At 68.4% G+C, this 935-nt stretch carries 1 protein-coding gene; it reads left to right on the forward strand.

Going from position 1 to position 935, the window contains the following annotated elements:
* Positions 1 to 67: 67 nt before the first annotated feature.
* Entirely contained in the window at positions 68 to 913 is an 846-nt protein-coding gene (locus tag E1291_RS41500; RefSeq protein WP_131743486.1) for an IS5 family transposase, read from the forward strand.
* Positions 914 to 935: the final 22 nt, after the last annotated feature.

The following is a 935-nucleotide window of genomic DNA, read 5'->3' on the forward strand; positions in this document are numbered from 1 at the left end:
TAGAGGGTGTCTGAAAAGGGTCAGGGCGGGGCATGTTGCCTGATGCCGCGCCCTGAGTGTGGAGACGATGGTGGCCGGGCGTTCCCCCTACCCGACCGATCTGTCCGATGCCGAATGGGCACTGATCGCTGTGCTGGTCCCGGCGCCGAGGCCGGGTGGCCGGCCGCCGGTGCACACGCGCCGGGAGATCATGAACGCGCTGGCGTACTGGGTGCGGGCCGGCTGCGCCTGGCGGTTGCTACCGCATGATCTGCCGCCCTGGCAGACGGTCTATCACTACTGGCGGATCTGGCGGATCCAGGGCCGGTGGGAGCAGATGCTGGCCCGCCTGCGCGAACGTGACCGGATCGAAGCAGGCCGGGACCCGATCCCGAGCGCGGGAATCATCGACAGCCAGAGCGTCAAGGCCACCGACCGCGGTGGCCTGCACGGCTGGGACGGCGCCAAGAAGGTCAACGGGATTAAACGGCATCTGCTGGTCGACACGCTCGGCACCGTGCTCAAGGCGTGCGTCAGCCCCGCCGCCGTGAATGACCGGGACGGTGCGACGGTGCTGCTGTCGCGCTCCCGCGATGACTTTCCCCGGCTCCGGCTGGTATGGGCCGACCAGGGCTATCGCGGGCAGGCCTTCTCCACCTGGGCCCGCCGGGCCGTCGGGGTGACCGTCCAGATCGTCGCCCGCCGCGATGGCGGATTCACCCACAGCTGGGCCAAGAACGGCACACCACCACCACAGCCACCGCGGTTCGCGGTCGTGCCCCGGCGCTGGGTGGTCGAGCGGTCGTTCGCCTGGCTGGGCAAGTACCGACGGCTGTCCAAGGACTTTGAGTACCTGATCGACACCTCGGAGAGCACCATCTACCTGGCGATGAGCATGATCTTGCTCCATCGGCTCACCGGGCGCCCGCCCTGACCCTTTTCAGACACCCTCTAGG

The organism is Actinomadura roseirufa, assembly GCF_900659635.1.
Lineage (GTDB): Bacteria > Actinomycetota > Actinomycetes > Streptosporangiales > Streptosporangiaceae > Spirillospora > Spirillospora roseirufa.

Bases quoted from the DNA above. Each gene is read 5' to 3' on its own strand.
- E1291_RS41500 (WP_131743486.1), top strand. From the start codon at position 68: ATGGTGGCCGGGCGTTCCCCCTACCCGACCGATCTGTCCGATGCCGAA.